Source organism: Corallococcus praedator, assembly GCF_003612125.1.
Lineage (GTDB): Bacteria > Myxococcota > Myxococcia > Myxococcales > Myxococcaceae > Corallococcus > Corallococcus praedator.
Map to the genome: position 1 here is coordinate 12,717 of NZ_RAWI01000022.1, position 14,480 is coordinate 27,196.

Annotated in this window: 16 protein-coding genes; 14 read left to right on the forward strand and 2 right to left on the reverse strand. The window is 70.8% G+C overall.

The genetic code is table 11. The features are described from left to right. The first annotated feature begins 5 nt into the window (after positions 1–5). From D7Y13_RS04885 to D7Y13_RS04910, 6 genes are all read left to right on the forward strand, one after another. Positions 6–1,277: an alpha/beta fold hydrolase gene (locus D7Y13_RS04885; protein ID WP_120532057.1), complete on the forward strand. Its 1,272-nt coding sequence runs from the start codon at positions 6–8 to the stop codon at positions 1,275–1,277. Positions 1,278–1,369: 92 nt separating this feature from the next. Then, positions 1,370–2,866, forward strand: coding sequence for an AMIN domain-containing protein (locus D7Y13_RS04890; protein ID WP_120583023.1), 1,497 nt, complete (start codon positions 1,370–1,372; stop codon positions 2,864–2,866). Between the two features lie 51 nt (positions 2,867–2,917). After that, complete coding sequence (locus tag D7Y13_RS04895; RefSeq protein WP_120583022.1) at positions 2,918–5,608, forward strand: LPS-assembly protein LptD; 2,691 nt, start codon at positions 2,918–2,920, stop codon at positions 5,606–5,608. A gap of 65 nt (positions 5,609–5,673) precedes the next feature. Beyond that, positions 5,674–6,024 (forward strand): helix-turn-helix domain-containing protein, encoded by a 351-nt coding sequence (locus D7Y13_RS04900; protein WP_014398120.1) that lies wholly within the window; start codon positions 5,674–5,676, stop codon positions 6,022–6,024. A gap of 149 nt (positions 6,025–6,173) precedes the next feature. Beyond that, positions 6,174–6,953: a TetR/AcrR family transcriptional regulator gene (locus D7Y13_RS04905; protein ID WP_120532060.1), complete on the forward strand. Its 780-nt coding sequence runs from the start codon at positions 6,174–6,176 to the stop codon at positions 6,951–6,953. Further along, the gene (locus D7Y13_RS04910; RefSeq protein ID WP_120532061.1) at positions 6,902–7,684 is read left to right on the forward strand and encodes an enoyl-CoA hydratase/isomerase family protein; all 783 of its coding nucleotides are present in this window, start codon (positions 6,902–6,904) and stop codon (positions 7,682–7,684) included. The genes D7Y13_RS04905 and D7Y13_RS04910 overlap by 52 nt, the downstream gene beginning before the upstream one ends. 7 nt (positions 7,685–7,691) lie before the next feature. Here the strand turns inward: D7Y13_RS04910 and D7Y13_RS04915 are convergent, their stop codons facing one another. Then, complete coding sequence (locus tag D7Y13_RS04915; protein ID WP_370450719.1) at positions 7,692–8,780, reverse strand: M23 family metallopeptidase; 1,089 nt, start codon at positions 8,778–8,780, stop codon at positions 7,692–7,694. A gap of 314 nt (positions 8,781–9,094) precedes the next feature. Between D7Y13_RS04915 and D7Y13_RS04920 the strand changes: the two genes are divergently transcribed. The 8 genes from D7Y13_RS04920 to D7Y13_RS04955 all read left to right on the forward strand — a co-directional run bounded on the left by D7Y13_RS04920 (position 9,095) and on the right by D7Y13_RS04955 (position 13,502). Next, the gene (locus tag D7Y13_RS04920) at positions 9,095–9,595 is read left to right on the forward strand and encodes a hypothetical protein (RefSeq protein WP_120532062.1); all 501 of its coding nucleotides are present in this window, start codon (positions 9,095–9,097) and stop codon (positions 9,593–9,595) included. 25 nt (positions 9,596–9,620) lie between these two features. Beyond that, positions 9,621–10,385: an endonuclease/exonuclease/phosphatase family protein gene (locus tag D7Y13_RS04925; protein WP_120532063.1), complete on the forward strand. Its 765-nt coding sequence runs from the start codon at positions 9,621–9,623 to the stop codon at positions 10,383–10,385. Positions 10,386–10,560: 175 nt separating this feature from the next. After that, complete coding sequence (locus tag D7Y13_RS04930; protein WP_120532064.1) at positions 10,561–11,034, forward strand: phage holin family protein; 474 nt, start codon at positions 10,561–10,563, stop codon at positions 11,032–11,034. Next, a complete protein-coding gene (locus D7Y13_RS04935) occupies positions 11,024–11,233 on the forward strand; it encodes a DUF3618 domain-containing protein (protein WP_120532065.1) in 210 nt (69 codons plus the stop codon). Before D7Y13_RS04930 ends, D7Y13_RS04935 begins: the two co-directional genes overlap by 11 nt. Positions 11,234–11,305: 72 nt before the next feature. After that, positions 11,306–11,503, forward strand: a complete 198-nt coding sequence (locus tag D7Y13_RS04940; RefSeq protein WP_120532066.1) for a hypothetical protein — start codon at positions 11,306–11,308, stop codon at positions 11,501–11,503. Positions 11,504–11,538: 35 nt separating this feature from the next. Beyond that, positions 11,539–11,922: a hypothetical protein gene (locus tag D7Y13_RS04945; protein ID WP_120583021.1), complete on the forward strand. Its 384-nt coding sequence runs from the start codon at positions 11,539–11,541 to the stop codon at positions 11,920–11,922. A gap of 60 nt (positions 11,923–11,982) precedes the next feature. After that, entirely contained in the window at positions 11,983–12,291 is a 309-nt protein-coding gene (locus D7Y13_RS04950; RefSeq protein ID WP_120532068.1) for a YtxH domain-containing protein, read from the forward strand. 302 nt (positions 12,292–12,593) lie between these two features. Further along, complete coding sequence (locus D7Y13_RS04955) at positions 12,594–13,502, forward strand: hypothetical protein (RefSeq protein WP_120532089.1); 909 nt, start codon at positions 12,594–12,596, stop codon at positions 13,500–13,502. 8 nt (positions 13,503–13,510) lie between these two features. On the opposite strand, the gene D7Y13_RS04960 is transcribed toward D7Y13_RS04955, so the two are convergent. After that, the gene (locus D7Y13_RS04960; protein WP_199732719.1) at positions 13,511–14,377 is read right to left on the reverse strand and encodes a hypothetical protein; all 867 of its coding nucleotides are present in this window, start codon (positions 14,375–14,377) and stop codon (positions 13,511–13,513) included. Between the last annotated feature and the right edge of the window lie 103 nt (positions 14,378–14,480).

Below are 14,480 nucleotides of genomic sequence, written 5' to 3' on the forward strand. Positions count from 1 at the left end.
GAGACATGCGCCTGCCGGACTGGAGATCGGCCCTACCGGGTCCTCCGATGCCCACCGTCGATGAAGTCGACTTCCGGGCGCTGTACTCAAAGACGAACTACGTGGTGGAGACGGCGGACGGATGGTCGCTTGTCATCACGCGATACCGGCCGGTGAAACAGGCGTTCGCGCAGCCGCTGTTCGGTGAGCCGCTGTTGCTCGTGCACGGCTTCTCCCAGAACCGGCACACGTGGACGAGCGGCCAGTTCGTCAAGAACCTGCTCTTCTTCGGCGTGGACATCCACATCCTGGAGCTGCGCGGGCACGGCAAGAGCTCCATCGCCTTCCAAAAGGAGCGCGCCGAGCGCTTCAAGCGCCCGCTTCCCCCGGACCTGGACTACGGCTGGGACCTGGACAGCTACTTCCTCTACGACCTGCCCGCGGCCGTCTCCGGCGTGAAGCGCATCACCCGCCGCGAGCGCGTCTTCTACTGTGGCCACTCCATGGGCGGCATGCTGGGCTACGGCTACGCTGGCATCCACGACGACTTCGAGGGGCTCATCACCATTGGCGCCCCCGCGGACCTGGGGCGTGGGTTCATGCTGCTGCGCATGCTGGCGCACGGCTCGCCGCTCCTGGCGAGCGCGGTGGACATGGCGCTGGGGGGCGTGAACCTGAACCGCCGCGCGAGCTCGTTCGGACGCTCGCTCCTGTCCAAGGGGGCAGGGGCCTTCAGCCCGTCGCTCCAGAAGCGCCTGACGCCGGACACCCCGAAGTCGCTCGTGTTCAACGCGGTGCCGGTGGACGTCGTCCTGAAGTTCGTGGAGCGGCAGCTGGCGCAGGCGGATGACTCGAAGTTGTATCAACGTTTCACGCGCAAGCTGAACCGGCTGGTCAACACCGAACGCGTCAGCCGCGACGACATCCGCTGGCTCCTGCGCGAGGGCGGCGAGCGCGAGCCGCGCAAGGTGATTGAACAGTTCGCCCGGTGGATCCGCCGGGGCGAGATGGTCTGCTATCGCACGGACTACGACTTCAAGCGCGGCTTCGGGAAGATTGAAATCCCCATGGCCATCATCTTCGGGGACATGGATCCGCTGGCGTCCGTGGAGTCCACCCGCAGCGTGTATCGCGCGGCGAAGAGCGAATACCTGCTGTGGCGGCCGGTGAAGGGCAACAGCCACGTCGAGCTGACCATGGGGCACGACATCCGGCAGATCTGCTACGACATCAAGAACCTCATTGAATACACACGCACGCACCGCACGCGCTCGCCCACGCTGCCGCGCTTGCGTTGAAGCGCGGACGTTCCCGCGGGCCTGAAAAGTTGGAGCCTCCCGGCTGCGTGCTAATTTCGCGCGCCTCTGTCGTACGTCAACGGGAGTGGTCGATGAAGGCCTTGGCGGTGTCGCTGCTCGGATGGATGCTCGTGCCCCTGGTGGCGCTGGCGCAGCAGCCGGCTGCGGACCTCAACACCATCACCAGCATCACCGTGAATGGTGGGACGGTTGAAATCACCGGCAGCAAGAAGCCGGACTTCAACAGCTTCACCATGACGGATCCGCCCCGGCTGGTGCTGGACGTGTCCGGCGCCGTCTTCCAGGGCGTGGACGAAGAGCAGCCGGTGGGCAACGGCACCGTCACCGGCATCCGCACCGCCACGTACGGCACCGAGTCCGCCTCCATCGCGCGCATCCTCATCGGCTACGAGCGCGAGGTGGAGACCGACATCCAGTCCGCCGGCAACAAGCTGGTGGTGAAGGTCCTGGGGGGTGGGGGCAACACGGCCGTCGCCGCGAACACGCCCGCGCAGCCGCAGGGCACGGCGGAGATCGCCTCCGCGACCAACACCCCGACGGGGGCCAACGCCCAGGACGCCGCGAAGGCCGCCGCGTCGGACCGCGACGCCCAGGACAAGGCCGCGAAGGCCGCCGCCGACGCCGCCCGGGCGGACCGGGAGGCCCAGGAGAAGGCCGCCGCCGAGGCCTCTGCCCGCGCCAAGGCGGACGCGGACGCCGAGCGCCAGAAGCAGGAGGAGGCCCGGCTCGCGTCGCAGCGCCAGGACGAGGAGCGCCGCACCTCCGAGGCCGCCGCCATCGCCGAGCGCAAGCGCCAGGAGGAGGACGCCCGCGTGGCCGCCCAGCGCGCGGAGGAGGAGCGCCGCACCGCCGCCCAGGCCGCCGCCGAGGCCCAGCGCCAGCAGCAGGCCCAGGCCCAGGCCTCCGCGAAGAGCTCGGCGGAGGAGAAGCGCGCCGCCGCCCAGGCCGCCGCCGAGGAGAAGCGCGCCGCCGCCCAGGCCGCCGCCGAGGAGAAGCGCGCCACCGCGCAGGCCGCCGCGGACGCGAAGCGCCAGAGGGCCGAGGAGGCCCAGGCCGCCGCCCAGGCCCGCCGCGAGGAGCAGCAGCAGGCCCGCGCCTCCGCCGCCGAGACGCGGCGCCAGAAGGCCGAGGAGGCCCGCGAGAGCCGCCAGCAGCGGACGGTGGCCTCCCGCGAGACGCCCTCGCGCGCCGCCAGCCAGGGCAGCTCGGCGCGGGAGAGCGGTGGGGGCCAGACGTCGTCGCGCCGCAAGACGATGACGCTGGTGGGCTTCCAGCAGCAGCCGGACAGCTCGCGCGTGTTCGTGCGCACCAACGAGCCGGTCCGCTATACGGTGAGCGAGTCGGGCAACCAAGTGGTGCTGGAGCTGGAGAACACGCGCGTGGTGGAGTCCAACAACACGCTGCCCCTGGACACGCACTTCTTCCCGTCGGCGGTGTCGCGCGTGGAGGCGTTCGCCGGCGCGGGCCACACCGTTCGCGTCGTCATCCAGTTGAAGCAGGGGGTTCGCTACCAGACACGCCAGGACGGCGGGCTCATCACCCTCGACTTCCCGCGTCCGGGCCGCTAGGACGGGGCGGGCGCCGTTGCCGGCACGGCGCCCCCTGCCAACGCCCCCTGCATGACCTTCCTTGTTCCGGTCGCATTGACGCTCCTGGTGTCGGCCCAGATTCCGCTGGCCACCCAGGTGGAACTGCCCACCGGCGAGGTGGTGGAGCTGGCGGCCGACTACGTCGTCTACGAGTCGGACATCCTCACCGCCCGGGGCCACTGCGAGCTGAGAAGCGGCCCCAACGTGCTGCGCGCGGACGAGGTGACGTACAGCGAGGCCACCCAGGTGGCCACCGCCACCGGCAACGTGATGTTCGTCAGCGGCATGATGGCCGCCATCGCGGACGACGTGCGCGTGGACCTGCGCTCCAACGAGGCCAATGTGAAGGGCGGCCTCTTCATGCAGAAGAAGGGCGTCACCCCCGAAGCCCTCCAGGCCGCGAAGACGCCGGATGAGTTGCGCAAGCTGGGGGAGACGCCCGTCCTCCTGAGCGGCACGCGCATCCGCCGCACCGGGGAGGCGGCCTTCTCCGTGGACGGCCTCGCCTTCACCCCGTGCCAGTGCGGCCCGGGGGAGCCCAGCTGGCGCGTGGAGGCCAAGGAGGCCAGCGTCGTCATGGGCGAGCGGGCCATCCTCACCTGGCCCGTGGTGTACGTGCGCTCGGTGCCGGTGTTCGCGCTGCCGTGGCTGTACCTGCCCCTGGCCGAGCGCCGCTCCGGTCTGCTGATTCCCCGCCCGTCCAACTCCGGCCTCAACGGCTTCGGGCTGGACGTGCCCGTCTTCCTCACGCTGGGGGAGAGCTACGACATGACCTTCACGCCCGGCTACTACACGGGCGGAGGCGACATCGATGGGTCGTTCCTGGACCCGGCGACGAAAAAGCCCATCCGCGAGCCCCGCCCCAACGGCGTGAAGGGGCCCCGGCTGCTCACCGAGTTCCGCTACGTCCCCAGCGACCGGACGCGGGGCCGGGCCACGGTGGGCTTCCTCTACGATTTGCGGCCCCGGTTGGATCCCGTCTCCGGCGGGTTCATGCGCGTCCACGACCACAGCCAGGTGCCGGGCATCCAGACGTCGCAGATCTTCGATGAGAAGCGCGGGCTGCGGGGCGAAGCCTCCTGGCAGCACACGCAGGAGCTGGGGGACGGCTGGCGTGACCGGGTGGACGCGTACTTCGTGTCGGACGGCTTCTACACGCGCGACCTCACCGCCGACCTGCTGGTGCAGAACAACAACTACCTGCGCAGCACCGCCGTCGTGTACCAGCGCAAGGACGACCGCTACCTGGGCCTGGACGTGTCGCTGCGCCAGGACCTGCGCTACCCGTTCCGGTTCTTCCGCTCCAACGTCATCCCCGCGATCGCCACCCCGGGCAACGTCGCCGTGGATCCCCATGGCCCCACCACGTTCCAGCGACTGCCGGGCATCACCCTGGCCCTGCCCGAGCGGCCCCTGTTCGGCGGCGGCGTGATGGGCGGGGTGCAGGTGGAGTACAGCCGCCTTTCGCCCCTGCGCAGCCCCTTCGCGGACGACGGCCGGGACGCGCTCTACGCGCCGTTCACCCGCTGGCGTCCGGCGTCCGCGCCGCTGAACATCGACTACTTCGGCCTGCCCATCGACGACCTGGAGGGCAACGGCCGCTTCGACGCCACGGAGCGCGAGGGCCGCGACCGCGTGACGCTGCTGCCGCGCGTGTTCACGTCCTACGGGCTGGGCTCCTGGGCGCGGCTGACACCGTCGCTGGCGGTGCGCCAGGACGTCTCCGTGGGAGAGTTCTCCGGCCGGACCTCCCAGCGCGGCTACCCCATGGCGGACCTGGTGCTGGACTCCCAGCTGGCCCGCACGTTCACGGACAAGGACACGCTCTACCGCCACACGCTGTCCCCGTCGGTGACACTGCGCTATGTGCCCGGAGGCTGGGGCCACGTCCTCACCGCCGCTCGCGCGGAGGGCTCCGGCACCGTGCCGCTCGTCTACGACGAAGGGGACGCCGCGGTACCGCTCCAGTCCGACGGCCGCGTGCGAGGCTTCCTCCAGGCCGTGGTCGCCGTGGATCAGTCGCTGCGCGTGCGCAAGGGTCCCACCACCCGGGAGCCGCTGCGCCTGCGGATTGGCCAGGGTTTTGATTTGTCCCGCCACGCCCCCGTCGCCGGACGGGACACGGTGCGGGGCGGCGTGCTGCGCGACACCTTCGCGCGCCTGTCCGCCAGCGCCGGGGTCCTCTCCGCGGGCGCCGTCGTGCGCATGGACCCGACGACGGCGACCATCACCCAGCTGGGCGCCGACTTCACCATCGACAATGGCAAGGGCAACGCGCTCTACGGCCGCTACGACGACCTGCTCGCGGTGAAGCAGTTCTCCATCGACCGGGGGTTGGATCCGCTCGCACAAGGTCCGGATTTCGTGCGCCGGGGCATCGACATGCTCGTCGGAGACGCACCCCGCCCCCTGCCGTCACACACCGATCAGGTCGACCCCTCTCCGACCGAACGGGCACAGGCACTCACTGCTGGTACGCGAATCAAACTCGGATTCGGGCTCGGGTTGCGATACGAAGCACTTGTGCAGCCCCTCTATAAGGATCCGGTTTCCCAGGAAAGTCAGCCCCTCGCCCAGCAGACCTTTGGCGTGTCCTACGGGCCCGCCTGTGACTGCTGGCGAATCGAGGGGGTGATGATCCTGCGGCGCAACCAGTCGCCGGAATTCGCCGGCGTGAATTTCAGCGTCGCCGGCTTCGGATCCTTTGGTTCGGGGGGTTAGGAATCACCCGCCGTACGCGAGGGTTGCACTCACCTCGAAACATCCCCCCCCAGGAGAAGTCTTTCGTGTCGGATCTCGGAAAAAGAATTGGCCAGCGCATTCGCGAGCTTCGCACGCAGCGCCCGGAGCGATGGACGCAGGAAGAGCTCGCCGAGCGGGCACAGATCAGCGTGTCCTTCCTGTCGATGATCGAGCGTGGCGAGCGTGTCCCCCATGTCGAGACGCTCGCGGCGCTCTCCAACGCCCTCAGTGTCAGCCTTGGTGAGCTCTTCACGGGCACGGAGCAGACGCCCGCCCAGACGGAGGACCTGCTGCGTCCCTTGTCGGACTTCGCCCGCGCCCGGGGCCTCAACGCCCGCGACGTGGACCGCCTCCTGGGCGTCGCCCGGGTGATGTTCAACGGCTCGGCTGCCTGAAGCCTTCCAGGCAGGCTGTCGCCTTCCAGCGCCTTCCGCCCGCCTCCCCCTCGGCGTGGCGGAAGGCCCCACGTAAGGATTGACCCCGGGGCCCCGCGTCCGTAGCGTGGTTGGCTGATTTTCGAATCAACCAGCCGTAGGGAGGACGCGTGGGCCAGCAGAAGTCGGCACCGGAAGGCGGGACGCGGGAGAGCGAGCGTCGCCGGACCATCCTGCGTGCCGCCATCGACGTGTTCGCCCGCAAGGGCTACCACGGCTGCCGCATCGCGGACGTCGCCAAGGAGGCGGGCGTCGCGTACGGGCTCGTCTACCACTACTTCAAGAACAAGGACGAGCTGCTCGAGACCGTCTTCGAGACGGGCTGGAGCGGCTTCATCTCCCGTGCGCGGCTGGTCGCGGAGAGCGAAGGCCCGCTGGAGGAGAAGGTGCGCCGCATCGCGGACGTGGCCTTCGAGGCCTACCGCGTGGACCCGCGCGCGGTGAAGGTCCTCATCCTTGAAATCGCCCGCAGCCCCGCGGGGGCCCGCATCAACCGGCAGACGGCCTTCGTGGACGTCATCCGCCTGAGCGCGCAGATGTTCACCCGCGCGAAGGAGTCCGGGGAGCTGCGCCCGGACGTGGATCCGCTGCTTGCCTCCGCGCTCCTGTTCGGCTCCATCGAGATGGGCCTCACGGCCTTCGTCGTGGGCCTCGCGGACGCGCGCGACACGGTGATGCTGGAGCGCGCCAAGGCGCAGATCGCCGACTCCTTCCTCCACGGCGTCCTCGTCCCCGGCGGTGCGCCGTCCCGGACCGAGCCTCCCCGGAGCGAGCTTTCCACGGCCGAGCCTGTCAGGGCCGAGGAACCGAAGCACGAGGCCCCTGCGGAGGTGTCGACATGGAAGCGGGAGAAGTCCGGTACGAAGTCCAAGGCCCCCAAGCGCAGCTGACCATCGACCGACCCCGGGCGCGCAACGCGCTGTCGCCGGGCGTGATTCAAGGCCTGCTCGACGCGCTCGAGCGCGCGGACGCGGACCCCGCCGTGCGCGTGCTCGTGCTCACCGGCGCGGGGGAGAAGGTGTTCTGCGCGGGGGGAGACCTGGGAGCGATGGCCGGAGACGGCGGCTTCCTGGCCACCCACGAGGGCCGGCGCGCCTACGGGCGGCTGCTCACGCGCTTCCAGGAGGTGCGCAAGCCCACCGTGGCCCGCGTCAACGGCCACGCGCTGGCGGGCGGACTGGGCCTGGTGCTCGCGTGCGACCTGGCCGTCGCCGTGGAGGGCGCGGACCTGGGCACGCCTGAAATCGACGTGGGGCTCTTCCCCATGATGATGATGGCGCTGCTGCAGCGGCACCTGGGCCGCAAGCGCGCGCTGGAGCTGGTGCTCACCGGGGACCGGCTGCCCGCGCGCGACGCCCTGGCGCTGGGACTGCTCAACCGCGTGGTGCCGGCCGCGGAGCTGGACACCACGGTGGCCGCGCTCGCGGGGAAGCTCGCGGGCAAGAGCCAGGCGGTGCTGGCCCTGGGCCGGCGCGCCTTCTTCACCGCGGAGGACCTGACGTTGCCCGCCGCGCTGGAGTTCCTGTCGTCGCAGCTGTCGCTGAACGTGCTCGCGGACGACGCGGCGGAGGGCGTGACGGCCTTCCTGGAGAAGCGCCCCCCGCGGTGGAAGGACCAGTAGGCGGCCGCTAGGGGTTGGCCAGCTCGGGGGAGCTGACCGCCACGCCCGGCGTCTCCTGCGCGCCGAAGAAGTCCAGCTTGAGCAGCGTCTGGCCATCCACCCACCGGTCATCCGCCTTCACACCCCAGTGGAGGTGGGGGCCGGTGACGCGGCCGGTGCTGCCCACGAGCCCCAGCCCGTCGCCCTGCTTCACCTGCGCGCCGTCCTTCACGTCGATGCGCGACAGGTGGAAGTACGCGGTGAAGAGCCCCGCGCCGTGGTGCACGAGCACGGTGTTGCCGGAGGCGTAGTTGTCGCGCGCCATCACCACCGTGCCGTCGTTGGCGGCGACCACCGGCGCGCCCGGGTCCCCGTCCAGGTCCACGCCGAAGTGCTGGCTCTGCAGCTTGCCGTTGAACGAGCGGCGGTCGCCGAAGGGCGCCGTCACCACGTCCTGGCGCGGCCACGCGAAGTTCTGTCCGAACAGCGGCTCGCGGAACGGCTGCGCGAACGCCGCGGCGAACGCCTTGCGGTCCGCCTCCATGCGCGCCTTCACCGCCTTGGGCGGCGACACGTACTTGCTGGCCACGCGCAGCTCGCGCTCGCGGTAGCCCGGGGCGAGCACCTCCAGCGCGCCGGACAGCGCCACCGGCAGCCCCTTGCCGGGGGCCATCACGTCCACGACCTGCGTGCCGGGGGGCAGCTCCACCGGGAGGCTGGTGAGGGCGAGGTGCCCTTCGCGCCACGCGAAGAAGCGCAGCGGCCGGCCCCCGAGCGTCCCCGTGGGAAGCCCGGCCGCGCCGCGCACGGTCACCACCACCGGGTCTCCCGGCTTCGCGCTCGACGGCTGGAGCGACAGCAGGGGCCTGTCCAGCACGGGCCCGAGGCTGTCGGGCTTCACCCGCAGGGGCGCCATTTCGCCCTGGACGACGGCGCCCGGCGTGGGCGCGCCCGGAGCGCGGGTGCCCGGGGGGGAGGGCGTGGGCGCGGCGCCCGTCACGGTCCCCGCCACCCCGGCGGGAGAAGAGGCGGGCGAGGCGGCGGCGAGCGCCGAGGGCCCGGAAGCGAGCAGGGTGAGGACGAGGAGACGGGACGCGGAATGATTCCGGGCGGGCATGGGCCGTTCTTTACACCACGCGCGCGCGGAACCTTCCCGGACCGGCGTCGGAGGTGTTGGTTGCCCGCCGCGTCGGCCAGAAGGGCCCGCCTGGAGGTCTGCTGGTTGACGCCCGGTCGGACGCCCCGGAAGCAGGCGAAGAATGCGTGCCATTGTCGGTACTTGCGTGCCCTGGGAGGCGAATCCGTGTTCTCGGCCGGACGAGCGGCAGGCAGCCGTGTCCGATCCGCGATGTCAAGCCGTTACGGACGACGGTGGGCTCCCTAGCTTCTCTCCATCAACGCAGCGCATCGATTTCGAAAAGGAGAGCGCACATGCCTCGCTCCTACAGCTTCGACCACTTCCAGGTTCCCAAGACGCTGCCCGTGCAGAAGCGCGGCCTGCGTCAGCGTGACAAGGAGCAGCTTGCCCAGTCCTCGCACGTGATGGTGGACGACGCGGAAGGCCTCCACTACGGCAAGAGCCACGCCCAGACGGAAGAGATCCTCATGGCGCGCAAGATGGCGCTCCAGTTGGAGGAACTGGCCCGTCCGGAGGCCGATGCCAAGTTCAGCCACGCCCAGCCGGCGCGCGCGAAGAGGGCCAAGGCGGCCGCGGCGCCCGTCATCGGGACGACGGCGCCCATCGGGGCCCTGCCGACCACGAAGGAGCAGTTGTCTTCGCAGGGCCAGCTGACGGACCTTGTCGACGAGGCGCGCCGTCAACTGAAGGCCATCCAGACTGGCGTGAGCGACGTGGCGTCGGCGGCGCAGCGGCTGGCGACGCTGCCCCTGGAAGCGGTGCGACTGGCGGCCCGCCGGATCATCCCGGCCTGAACCCGAAGGGGAGGGTGAGCGACGCGTGGAGCTGACACTCGTCTCGTACAACATCCACAGCGGCATCGGGGTGGACGGGCACTTCGACCTGTCCCGCGTGGGCGCGGTGTTGCGTGAAGTGAACGCGGACATCATCGCCCTCCAGGAGGTGGGGGACTTCCGGGGCAAGACGTCCCGGGAGGACCAGCCCGAACACCTGGCGGAGATGCTGGGCCTGCACATGGCCTTCGGGCCCAACGTGGTCCGCAACGGGCGCCGCTACGGCAACGCCATCCTCAGCCGGCTGCCGGTGCTCAAGTCGAAGAACTACGACCTCAGCGTGACGGGGCGCGAGCCCCGGGGGGCGCTGCGGTGCGACCTGGACCTGGGCGGAGGCAAGCAGCTCCACGTCTTCTGCCTCCACCTGGGCCTGTCGGTGAGCGAGCGGCGGCGGCAGGAATCGCTGCTCCTGTCCGCCGACCTGCTCCGGGACGCGGCGCGCAAGGACCCGATGGTGGTGTGCGGGGACTTCAATTCGTGGGGCAACGGGCCGGTGTCGTCGCTGGTGCGGGAGGCCATCCACGACGCCGCGTTCGAGCTGGGCGCCGCCGCGCGCACCTACCCCACGCGGCTGCCGCTGTTCCGGTTGGACCGCATCTACGTGGACTCGGGGGTGCGGCCGGTGTCGGTGACGCCGCACCGCTCGCCGCTCAGCCGGGTGGCCTCCGACCACCTGCCCCTGGTCATGCGCTTCGAGGCGCCCATCGCGGTGCAGCCGCCCGTGGCGCCGCCGGTGCAGCTCATCGGGTAGGCCAGCGCCGGGACGGCGCTATCGGCTAGGGTGTTGGGGTCCGGAGGTTTCTCGCGTTGAGTGGCCGACGCTTGCGAACGCCGGACAGTTTCGCCGGGATGTGGTTGTCGCGGCGGAGAGGGGTGCCTAGGTTGGCGCCCACGCGCACAGGACGTGAGCGTCGGCCGGAGAGCGCATGCACGTGGGCAGTGAACAGACGGATCGCGGCGTGGCCGCGCTCGTCGGGCGCATGGCGGACGGCTTCAGTCGGCTGGTGACGCAGCACCTGCAGTTGGCGCGGCTGGAGATCGCGGAGGACGCGAAGGCGGTGGGCCTGGACGTGGCGAGCATCGCCGTGTTCGTGCCCTTCCTCCTCGTGGGCTACGCGTTCGTCTGCGGCGCGCTGGCGGCCTTCCTGGCCACCTGGCTGGGGTGGGCGGGAGCGCTGGCGCTGGTGGGCGGGGTGAACCTCGTCGGAGGCTGCTTCGGCATCTTCCGCGCGGTGAGCCGCATGAAGTCCCGGCAGATGATGGATGACAGCGCGAGCGAGCTGTCGCGCAGCATGGCGGCGCTCACCACGGCACGGCCGCGGGACGCGGCGACGCCTGGGGTGAACACGCTCAAGGACACGACGGACAAGGTCTTCAAGGAGTCGCGGGATGGCCGCTAGCAATGGACAACTGCCGCGCACGAGCGCGGCGCTGCGCGAGGAGATCGAGCGCACCCGGGCCGACCTGGCCACGTCGGTGAGCGCGCTGCGCGAGGAGGTGGCCGTGGCCACCGACTGGCGCCAGTGGGTGCGGCGTCATCCCTACGCGTGCGTGGGGACCGCCTTCCTCGTGGGCTACCTGGTGGGCTCGCGGCGCTGAAGCAAGCGCGGGCGGCCGGTGATGAACAGCTTTGGGTCGTATCGAGAACGAACGCACACGCAGAGGGCTTCCATGGAAATCAATCCGCAGCAGATGTCGGACCGGGCTCGGCAGCTTCAGGATCAGGTGATGCCTCAGGTGGATGAGGCGCGGCAGAACCTGGTGGACCTGAACCGTCAGGTGGTGGGCTTCATCCGGGCGAACCCCGGCACGTGCCTGCTGGGCGCCATCGCGGTGGGTTTCCTCGTGGGCCGGATCGCCTCGCGCTGACCGTCCCTCCGGGGGCGCAGGAAGGGAGCACGACCATGACGACGTATTCGGGCACGACGGGCAATGGCAGCGCGGCGGAACACGCTGACGACGCGGGCTTCGGCCAGCGGGTGGATCAGCTGGGTTCGGACGCGCAGCAGTTCATCGACAACGCGCGCAGCGCGGTGGCGGACCTGGGACAGTCGCTGGACCTGAAGGGGCGCGTGGAGCGCAACCCCTACGGCACCCTGGCCATCGCCGCGGGCGTGGGCTACGTGCTGGGCGGCGGGCTCTTCACGCCGCTGACGGCGCGCATCCTGAAGCTGGGCGTGCGGCTGGCCGCGCTGCCCTTCGTGAAGGATGAGCTGGTCGGGATGGCCGAGTCGGCCTTCCAGGGCTATCAGACGGGCCGCGGCTCGCCGCCGTCGGGCAGCGTCTAGGTTTCATCCGCGCCGCACGCCTTTGTTTTCCCACTGAAGTCTCCCTCCCCGGAGTCGGACATGCTGAGCCTGAAGGACTTGAAGAAGCTGGACCGCGACGACCTGCTGGACCTCGTGGGTCTGGAGACCCGCCGCACCACCGCGGAGACGACGCTGCCCGCGCTGGGCATCTTCGCCGCCGGCCTGCTGGTGGGCGTGGGCGTGGGCCTGCTGCTGGCGGACAAGCCGGGCACGCAGCTGCGCGGCGACCTGCGCACCAAGCTGCAGGGTGGCCAGGACAAGCTCGCGGGCGCCATCAACAGCGCGCGCGGCACGGACACGCAGCAGGGCGCGGGCTCCACGGTGCCGCCGGGTTCGCGGACGACCTGATTCCAGGTCGGCGGTGGATTCCACACGAAGCCTCTTCCCGTGCGAACGGGGAGGGGCTTTCGTGTTTCCGGCGGGTGGGGAAGCGGATGGCCTAGGATGCGCGGTCATGTCCCGTTTCGACGGGGCATGCCTTCGCACCAGGAGCACGCACCGTGAGCGCGGCGAAGAATCGACGGACGAAGCAGACCCCGCCATCGGGTACGGCGGCCTCCCCGGTCGCGCCGGGCCGCAGCCTGCGCCATGACACGCCCGTGGATGTGCCCATCGTGCGGGAGCCTCCCTCCGAGGCGGAAGGCGCGACGCTGCCCGCCCGCAGCGCGGAGGCTCCGTGGAACGGGACGGCCTCCGGTCCGGAGTCCGCGCTGGGCCAGCTCCGTGCGCTGGAGACGCTGGAGTCCACCTACGAAGCCTGGGCGGAGCTGAAGCGCGACCACGCGGCGGCGGTGGTCCACTTCCGTGAGGAGCAGGCGCGGCTCGCGCAGCAGGGCACCTTCCTCCTGGGCGCGGTGCGCGCGGCCGGCATGGACGCAGGTGGCAATGCCGTCCCGGGCCTCCAGCCGCAGGGCGCCGCCGGTGACTTCCTCCGCGACGCGGAATCCAAGCTCGCGAAGGCGCGCGACGCCGTGCTCCAGCGCGAGGCGGAGAGCGAGGCCCGCTACCAGGCCGCCTTCACGGAGGTGCGCGCCACGCTCCTGGACCGGGTCCGCCGCTCGCTCGGAAGCCTCCAGCCGCACCTCACGCTGCTCCTGCGCCGCGTGGGGGCGGAGCGCTCCATCCTCCACGTCGCGCGCGTGCCGCCGGATGAAGCCGTCCTGCTCTGCTACCTGCTCACGCAGCGGGTGCCCTCCCGCTACGGCTTCCTCTTCGACGACTCCACCGAGGACCTGTCACTGGCGCCCGCGCCGCTCTACCCGGAGGAGTCCATCCCCGAGGACGGCGTGCGCCCGGATGCCCAGGGGCTGCTGCGCGTCATTGACGCCAGCACGGAGGTCCTGCCCCTCAAGGGCTTCGTGCCCCTGCGGGTGTCGCGACCCGGAGGAGGGGAGGACTTCTTCCGCCTCCTCCAGCGCGGCGCCGTGATGGAGGTTGAAATCGCGGAGGGCCCGGACTTCCGCAGCATCCTCACCCGCGAGGAGGCGGAGCGCTTCGCGGGCCACCTGCTGCGCCTCAAGCTGGAGGGGCGCATCGGCCTGGACATCGAGGCCGGGTAGCGGACGCTTCAGTTCGTCCGGGCGATGCCCACTTCCGCGGTGCCCGCCAGCAGCACGCTGCCCAGGAAGAGGTTGTCGGACTCCGCGCCGCCCATGCGCACGGCCTGGAAGATGACCAGGTACGTCTGCTTGGGGTTCGGGAACGCGGTGCCCGGAATCGTCACCCGCGCCTCCCGGAAGGTGGCCGGCACCGCCGCCAGTTGGAGGAACTCCACCGGCGACGTGGGCACGTTGGAGTACGTGGCCGTGCCCTTCTCTCCGTTGGCGCTCAACGGCACCACCGTGACGAAGCCCAGCGTGCGGTCGGTGTTCGCGGGCGGCGCCGGACGGTCGAAGCCGAACGCCGTGTTCGCGTTGAGCCGCACGAAGCCCTCCGGCGGGTGCAGCGCCGCGATGGCCTCCTTCGGGGGCGAGTTCTCCACCTGCCCCACGTACCGCACGTTGTCCTTGTCGGCCGTGAAGGCATACGTGGCCCCCGACGCGTACGTCAGCGCGTCGGTGGAGTCGCTCGTCACGCCGTAGCTGCCACCCCCCTGGCCGTTGAGCGTGACGGGCGTCGTCGTGCCCACGGGCTGGAGCACCACGGTGGCCCCGCTGACGCCCTCGGGCTGCGCGTTCGCGCCGGACTTCGTCCCGAAGAACATGAAGGCCGCCGTCTGCGCGGGGAAGGACACCACGTCCATGCCCCCGTCCCCGAAGGTCCCCGCGTCGTAGCCCGCCATCGCGGTGGCGGACACGTCCACCTGCGGCGTGGCCAGCAGCGTGCCCACCATCACGTGGTCCGCGGAGAGCTGGTTGCCCGTCTTCTCCAAGTCACAGGCGAGGGGGGACAGCAGGGACACGACGGCGGCGGCGGACAGAAGCAGGCGTTTCATGGGCGGCTCTTTCGGACGGGGCTCGGGCGAGGTGATGCGGCAGCCAACCATACCGCGCGTATGTCCCATAGGCGCTCGGCCCCAACGCGCTATCCTGTGCACC